General features: G+C 51.9%; 4 protein-coding genes. 1 reads left to right on the top strand and 3 read right to left on the bottom strand.

Going from position 1 to position 8182, the window contains the following annotated elements:
* The 3 genes from AC0QH1_RS03680 to AC0QH1_RS03670 all read right to left on the bottom strand — a co-directional run.
* Nucleotides 1-2258 (bottom strand): filamentous hemagglutinin N-terminal domain-containing protein (locus tag AC0QH1_RS03680; protein ID WP_324629502.1); only part of this gene is annotated, 2258 nt, incomplete at its 3' end.
* Between the two features lie 377 nt (nucleotides 2259-2635).
* Nucleotides 2636-4456, bottom strand: coding sequence for a WD40 repeat domain-containing serine/threonine-protein kinase (locus tag AC0QH1_RS03675; protein WP_324629501.1), 1821 nt, complete (start codon nucleotides 4454-4456; stop codon nucleotides 2636-2638).
* Between the two features lie 96 nt (nucleotides 4457-4552).
* Entirely contained in the window at nucleotides 4553-6508 is a 1956-nt protein-coding gene (locus AC0QH1_RS03670; protein WP_324629500.1) for a serine/threonine-protein kinase, read from the bottom strand.
* A gap of 94 nt (nucleotides 6509-6602) precedes the next feature.
* Here AC0QH1_RS03670 and AC0QH1_RS03665 point away from each other — a divergent pair, with 94 nt between their 5' ends.
* Nucleotides 6603-7889, top strand: coding sequence for a DUF389 domain-containing protein (locus tag AC0QH1_RS03665; RefSeq protein WP_324629499.1), 1287 nt, complete (start codon nucleotides 6603-6605; stop codon nucleotides 7887-7889).
* Nucleotides 7890-8182: the final 293 nt, after the last annotated feature.

Raw genomic sequence — 8182 nt, 5'->3', positions numbered from 1 at the left:
CCTGGCGGTTGATTCTGTGAGGGTTGATTCGGGGGAGGTTGTTGATTCCCTGGCGGTTGATTCTGTGAGGGTTGATTTGATGCGGGTTGTTGCGGCGCGGGTTGTTGTGGCGCAGGTTGCTGATTTGGCGCAGGTTCTTGTGGCGCAGGTTGAGAGGCGATCGCGGTGGTAATGTTAATTCGCCCGCGATTGGTGGATTGTAGAAAGGTACCGCTGGCGATCGCATCGCTTCCCGTCACGATCGCACCCTGACTTCCATTGCGACTTGCATCGCCGACTACAAACGGTGTTTCTCCATTTCCGCCGTGGCGAATGGTAATCGAACCGATACCCTGTTCCCCGGCGGTGGAAATGGCGATCGGATTGCCATTGCGATCGCTAAAATTGCCGATAATGCGGAGAAATCTGCCGGTGGAGATTTCCACAGTTCCCCCCGGGCGATCGCTACCGCCGCGCGCATCAATCGATATCGCTTCAATATCGGCAGATGAATTCAAAATTACATTCCCGCCATTGGAGACAATTTCACCTGCTTGAATCCCAATTCCCGTCGCATTACTATTCGGGGCACTCAAGCGAATATTCCCGCCGCCGGAATGAATCCCGCCACTATTGGCAGATACCTCAATTCCGCCCCCCGCCGAACCATTTGCCGTTAGGGTAATTGGCCCATTGTTGGTTTGAATCCGGCGATTCACTGCAATGCGGTTGCCCGCTTCTGCATTTAACCCAATCCCATTGGTAGCGATATTGACTGCGGCGTTAAAAGTAATATCATTGTCTGCTTGTAGGGTGACATTTGAGGTAGCATTATTAATCAATTCCACATCAATCCTGCTAGAAGAATCTGGCGTATCCCGAAATTCATCTACTTGGGTTAAATCCGTGGTATTTCCGCCACTGCTGACAATTTCAATATCGCTCGGATCGAGTAATAAGGTTCCGGAGATTCCGTGGGTAGCGAGGGTATTTACTGTGCCATTAAATTCTAAAAATTCGCGCCCGGAGATTTCTACAAATCCGCCGTTTTGGGGTTGATAATTTGCCGTCGGATTCGCCCCTCCTCGAGCGGTAATGCTGCCATAAAATTGGGTAATGTTATTCCCCCAGAGAACCGCTGTGCCGCCGTTGCCATTGTCGATCGCATCTAAATTTATGTGAGAATTGCGATCGACGAGAGTGTGAGAAGCTTGCAGTTGCTCTGGGGTGCCCCCGCCGATGTCGCCGCCGACGAGTACCTTGCCGCCGCCCTGGGTTCCAGAGGCATTGATTGTAGCGTCAAATAGAGCGACGCGATTTCCCATGATGCTGGCGTTTCCGCCGAGGTTAATATTTCCGCGCCCGCCAGACACATCTAGGGTTCCGGAGGCGATCGCGTCCCCGGTTTGCGGATCGACACTGACGCCGGATCCGGCAATTAAAATGGTGCCATCGGGGTTCACTCGGGCGCGATCGGCGTGCATCCCCTCGCCCCCTGTGAGCAATTCGGGCAATGAGAGCGGCGCAATATTAGAGTTGAGTGAGGAATCCGCATCATGTGAGTTTACTTCTAAACTGAGGAGATGATGGGGTTGAGAAATGCGAACCAGATTTTCGCCTGGAATGGCGGCGATGGTGATATTTCCCCCAGGCGCAGACAAAGTGCCCGCATTGAGAACGCTACCGCCGAGTAAGGTTAAATTGCGTTGGGGTTGTACGGATAAATGAGCAAAATTGGCGATCGCCCCTGCTGCGTCGGGAAATGCAAAGCGCGACGGTTCACCTACCAATTCTCCCCATTGATTGTCCCCGATCGCGCGAAACCAATTCCCATTCTCGAACCCTATTCCCGTAGCGCTGGTGGCGAAAAAGTCACCGGGTACGTTTAATCGCGCATTTGGACCGAATAAAATGCCTGTAGGATTGGTTAAAAATAGGTTAGCATTGCCTCCCGTCACCTGAATTAACCCGTGAATTCGCGATGCATCGCCTCCCACCACGCGCCCGACAATATTTTCTAGGGAAGGATTGGACTGAAAGTTAGCAATCTCGCCGGGGTTTACGTTAAATCGTTCGAAACTATGAAAAAGATTTGCCCCATCTGATGACAATTGCCCGCCGTGGATATCAAACTGATTGCCGTTTGTGGTTACTTGGGTATTGGTTCCGTCCACTGCAGGGGCGATCGCTTGGGCGTGGGCATCGGTTTGCCCGCTAAAGATGAGGGCAAACAGCAGGGGAAACGACCATCCGACTCCAAACTGATTCTTTTTCATCATTCTTTTAACAGCGTTTTCCGAGTAGCTTTAGGGTTCGGGCAAGCATTCGGGGGGGGGAGGAACGATAGTCGCCCATCCGGTGGGGAATGCCTGGTAAGGGGAATGCGATCGCCCCCCTACTAACCAGCGAGGGCTTATCTTCAATTGGTGTTTCTTATTTTAGTTTACCACCTGCTTGTTAGGACCTAACATTTTTTTATTAAAACTTCATTAAAATTGAAAAAGCCGCCAGAGTGATTCCCGGGAAAATGAAAATCATGCCCTCCTGTTTTGGAGAAAGATGCGCGTTAATTCCTAGCCGTTTGTAGGGCTAAAATTTCTACAGAAAAATCACATTTTCCCGTAGTGCTAAATCCCTTGCCCCTTGGGAGTATAAATTATCCAGACTGTTGCCAAATTTTGATACTTCCATCAGCGCTACCGGAAACGATCGCCTCGGAGTTGGGGCTAAATGCTACAGAATTTACGGCGGCGGAATGGGCCTTGAGGATGGCGAGAGATTCGCCGGTGTAGGGGTTAGCGAGGGCGATCGCGCCATTGCGGGTCCCCGCCGCCACCAGGGGCGATCGCGGGCTAAATGCCACACAACCGATCCAGTCGGAATGCGTCAGGGTGGTTAATTCTTCCCCATTGCTCACTTGCCATAATTTCAGGGTTTTATCCCGACTGCCCGAGGCGAGAATTTGCCCATCGGGGCTAAATGCCACGCAACCCACCGCATCGGTATGCTGCGCCAGAGTTGCCACCGGTTTGCCGGTGGATAATTCCCACAGTTTGACAAGGCGATCGCCACCGCCACTGGCAATAAATTTCCCCCTCGGGTCGATCGCCACAGATTCTACCCATGCATCGTGGGCATTGATACTCCGTACCTGCTTCCCAGAAGAAACGGTCCAAATTTTAATCGTACAATCGGCGCTACCGCTAACTACCAGATTGCCCGTAGGGTCGATCGCGATTGCATTTACCCACCCGGTGTGAGTGGCAAACCAATCCCCCAGCGATCGCAGCAGTTTTTTTGTGCCTAAATCCCACACTTTCAGGGCGCGATCGCAACTTCCAGTGATTAACAATCGCCCATCGGGACTAAAGGCGATCGCCTGTACCCATCCCGAATGTGCTGACATCCAATTCCCTAAAACTTCCGGCGAATTTCCGCTGCCCGGATACCACAATTGGATGCGATTATCTTCACTCCCACTGGCGAGAATCTGACTATCGGGAGAAATTGCCACACACTTGACGCGATCGCTAGCAGCAAAAGTTTCCACACACTTCCAAGAGGTGGGTTGCAACCGTTCCAAATCCCGCAAAACCTCCGCCGCCGAAGGATAGCGCTGCGCCAGATCCGACGCCAACAATTTATCCAAAATCCTCTCCAAAGACCCCCCAATCGGACGAGGCAAATACTCTCGCCATGCCCAAGTATTTCCCAACCGCAATTTAAACGGACTCATTTGCGTCAACAACTCAATACAAGTCACCCCCAAACTATATAAATCGCTCGCAAATACCGGATTCCCCGCCAACTGCTCATCTGCCGTATATTCCGGACTGCCAATCGTTGTCATACTCCCAGAAACCGCCCGATTGGGTAGCTTTTTCGACGACCCAAATCCCACCAATACCAGTTCATTTTTACCCCCTTCCATCCCTCGGGTAGCAGCTTTTACCGATGCATCACTGCGGCGAATAATATTCGCGGGTTTGATATCCCGATGAATGACTTGGTGATGGTGGACGAATTCCAAAATTGGCAGCAATTGTTCCAGCAATTCAATAATTTTGTTGCCCGAAAATGCCCCTTGCTTTTGAACCTCTACCGCCAGATTTTCCCCTTCGATAAATTCTTGCACCAAATATTGGCGTTTATCTTGTTGGAAATAAGCCAATAACCGGGGGATTTGCGGATGGTTTCCCAACCTATCTAGTTGCACGGCTTCCCGTTGAAATAATTCCGCCGCTTTCCGCACGTCTGCCCCTTGGCTAGGCGGAAAAAATTGCTTGATAACGCACAAGGGTTTTGATGGAATATCCTCATCTACCGCCACAAACGTGCGGCTATAGGTGCCATTTCCCAGGGGTTTTATTGCCCGGTAATGTTCTCGCAGCAGCAGTTTCGCCCCGCAATTTTGACAAAAGTTATTCTGGGCTGGATTTTGCGGTTTTTGGCAGTGCGGATTGAAGCAATAACTCATACTGATAAACTGGCGGTAAAATTCTAACGGGATAATAGCAGAATCAACGGGATTGGTTGACTGGGAAGATAATCTGTGCGATTCGGTTCATTGTTATCAGGAATTGACGCCCCAAATTTTAATGGTTTTATCGGAACTGCCACTCACCAGGGTACGACCTTGCGGGTCAAATGCCAAGCAAGAGACGGTATCGGAATGTCCGGAAAACACTTGCAATAAGTTGCCGCTTTCCTGATGCCAGAGTTTCACGGATTTATCGTCGCCGCCACTGGCAAGGATATGACCTTCGGCGGCGGTGAAATTGTCGGGGTTCGGGGCATAGGCGATCGCGCAAAATCCGCTAGAATGGGCTTTGGGCGTGGCCAACCATTTTCCGGTATCTAACTGTCGGGTTTGAATGGTTTTGTCGCCACTGGCGCTGGCGAGAGTTTGGCCATCGGAACTGATAGCGATCGCGCTTACCGATGCATTATGGCCATTTAAGGTGGTTTTCAGATTGCCATTCTTGGACTGCCATAATTTTACCGCGCGATCGTCACTTCCGGAGGCGATAATTTTGCCATCGGGACTGATTGCCAGGGAAATCACCGCTTGCGTATGTCCTTTTAAGGTTTTTTTCAGTTGCGCGGTTTGCCGGTGCCAAATTTTAATGGTTTTATCCGCACTGCCCGAAACGATTGTTTTGCCATCGGGACTCAGGGCGATCGCCTGAACTGCCCCGGAATGTCCCGTGAGGGTGCGAAGCAAAAATCCGGTTTCTAATTGCCAGATTTTAATGGTTTTATCCGCACTAGCGGAGATTAACAGTTTGCCATCGGGCGTCATGGCAAGAGCGTTTACCGGTGCGGAATGTTGGGTGAGTTCCTGTCGGATTTCTCCGGTTTCTGCGTCCCAAATTTTAATGGTTTTATCTTCACTTGCCGAAGCGATGGTTTGACCGTCAGGGGCGATCGCCACCGAATAAATTGCCCCTGTATGCCCGATTAAAGTATTCAAACATTCCCAATTTTGGGCTGGCAAAACTGACAAATCTGGGGGAGAATTGTGAGTTGGCACAACCGGAGGAGCGGCAGGGGTGGGAGGCGGCATCAGCGGCGCAACGGGGGGGGCGTGTTTTTTCGCAGAAAGGGGAGTCAGATCGTCGATAATTTCGGCAGCAGATTGATAGCGCTGCTCGATAGAATCTTCCAGCATTTTATCTAAAATATAGGCTAGGTCATCGCTAACCGTGCGATTGAGCTGCCACAGACGCGATCGCCACCGCCAGATAGAGGCGATCGGGTCATACAATTCATTCAGGGGGCGATCGCAGAGTAATTGAATGCAAGTGACCCCCAAGCTATACAAATCGCTCGCCGGAAATGCCTGTCCCCCGCGCAGTTGTTCGATGGGCGCATAGCCTTCCGTGCCGGTGCGGGTGCCAGTATTGTTCAATCCCACAGCACTGAGGCGCTTTGAAACGCCAAAATCGATCGGCACCAACTGACCCGAACCCACCGAACCCGCCATACTTGCCGCAGACGCACTGCGGCGGATGATATTCATCGGTTTGATATCGCGGTGAACCACCTGATGGTCGTGGATAAACTGAAGAACCGGGAGCAAATCAAGCAAGAGAGCGCGGATTTTGGCTTCGTTAAAGGCACCTTCGTGTTGCAATTCCTGCCACAAATCCCGTCCTTCCACCAATTGCTGCACCAAATACCAGCGTTTGTCTTGTTCGAAATACGCCAGCAGGGTGGGAATCTGGGAATGACGCTCTCCCAGGTAAAGTAGGAGGCGCGCTTCTTGTTCAAACAGTTCGGTTGCTTTTGCCATTGCTTGGGAATTCCCTTGAATTTCCCGGGCCGGCAACAACTGTTTCAGGGCGCAGGGGGCATTGAGGCGATCCTCATCAACCGCCAAAAACGTGCGACCCATTCCGCCTTCGCCAAGGGGTTTGAGGGCGCGGTAATGGTTTTTCAGGACTAATGGAGAACGGCAATTTTGACAGAAATTGCCGTTATCGGGATTATGGGGTTTCGGGCAATGGGGATTGAGGCAATAGCTCATAGGCGATCGCTTTGGGCACACTGCATCTATTCTACAGACCGATTTGGCTTGCGCTACCCTAAGCTCAGAAAATCGCACAAGGAATGATGATTTTATGCGTCAATTACAGATTCGGGTGCCGCGCGGGCGTCGGAAAGCGGTGATGGAAGCGGCTCAACCCTATCATCCCGCCAATGCGATCCAGTTTGAAGCTACCGATTCGGGCCAGCCGGTGGATGTGGTTTTCCTCCATATCGCGAATCAGAATGTGGAGAATTTACTCCAGGATCTCGAATCCATCCCGGAGGTTCACATTACCTTGATTCCCCGGGGGGTGATGGCATTGCAACCCCCGCCATCAGAAGCCCCAGACCAGGTGACCGATGTCACGGAACGCAGCCCCCTGGAGATATTTTTGGCCGGGTTGCAGAGTGTCGGGTCTTGGCGCGGGTTTCTCGGATATGCGGTGATTGGCGCGGTGGTGGTGTGGATCGGATTATTTACCAATACCATTTATCTGCTTACCGCCTCGATGTTGATTGCACCGTTTGCCGGTCCGGCGATGAATGTGGCGATCGCCACCGCCAGGGGAGACACCACCCTCCTGTGGCGCAGTGTGCTGCGATATTTTTCGGCGATTACTGTGTCGATGCTGGTTGCTGCCTTGCTCACCCTGATTTTTCGGCAACAGAGTGCCACCACCTTGATGATGGAAACGGCAGAAATTTCCGCCGTTTCAGTGTTGCTACCGCTATCGGCAGGAACTGCAGGGGGGCTGAATTTGATTCAGTCGGACCGCAGCAGTCTCGTCTCCGGGGCCTCGATCGGGATTCTGGTGGCGGCGTCTCTGGCACCCCCGGCAGGTTTGGTGGGTATGGCAGGGGCACTGGGGCGCTGGGATATGGCGGTCAATGGGTTATTTTTGGTGTTGCTACAGTTGGTGGGGATTAATTTTTCTGCTGCTCTCGTGTTTCGCTTGTTTGGGGTCAACGTTCGCGGGGCGCGATACGACCGAGGTCGGAAAATGCTGTTTCCCCTGAATCTGGGAGTCACGGCGATCGCCTTAATCGGTTTGCTGACTTGGCAGTTTTCCTCTACGCCCAATTTTCAGCGTTCTAGCCTCACTCAGCGCATTAGTGCCGATATCGGTACCCTGGTGGACAATACCGAACTGGTCAAATTGGTGGATAGTGAAGTTCGCTTTACCAAAACTAATATTAAAGGCCAGAATACCCTGCTGACGATGATTTACGTTCAGCGACAGCCTAACGTGACTTTGCCCGACGACCAGATTCGTCAGCGCCTCACCCGCGAGATTCAATCCCAAATTCGCGATCGCGGCTTGAACGTGACGCCGTTGGTCTCGGTCACGGTTCTCGACCCCCCACCCGTCTCCCAGTAGATTCGGGAGTGTGCCCCCACTACGGCGCGATCGCTTTTTCTACCCCCCTAGAACTGCGATCGGGCTACTCTTCCGGTACCTGCCCCACTTGCTCCACCCTTAACCCCATCATTTCTGCAATCTCCTCCACACTCAACCCCCCCGCCAACAACTTAGGAACCAGTTCTAACTTACCTTCCTGCTTGCCTTCGAGCTTAATATCCTCATAAAGTCAGCACTGCTTAAATTCATTAACCCCAATCATCTCTTGAACCTCCTCGCGAGTTAAACTAGAAAACTTGTACAACACAACC

It is taken from the genome of Phormidium sp. CCY1219 (assembly GCF_055795085.1).
The sequence above is the reverse complement of the archived record's forward strand: the minus strand, read 5'-3'. Positions and strand labels throughout refer to the sequence as shown.

Bases quoted from the DNA above. Each gene is read 5' to 3' on its own strand.
- AC0QH1_RS03665 (WP_324629499.1), top strand. From the start codon at position 6,603: ATGCGTCAATTACAGATTCGGGTGCCGCGCGGGCGTCGGAAAGCGGTG.
- AC0QH1_RS03670 (WP_324629500.1), bottom strand. From the start codon at position 6,508: ATGAGCTATTGCCTCAATCCCCATTGCCCGAAACCCCATAATCCCGAT.
- AC0QH1_RS03675 (WP_324629501.1), bottom strand. From the start codon at position 4,456: ATGAGTTATTGCTTCAATCCGCACTGCCAAAAACCGCAAAATCCAGCC.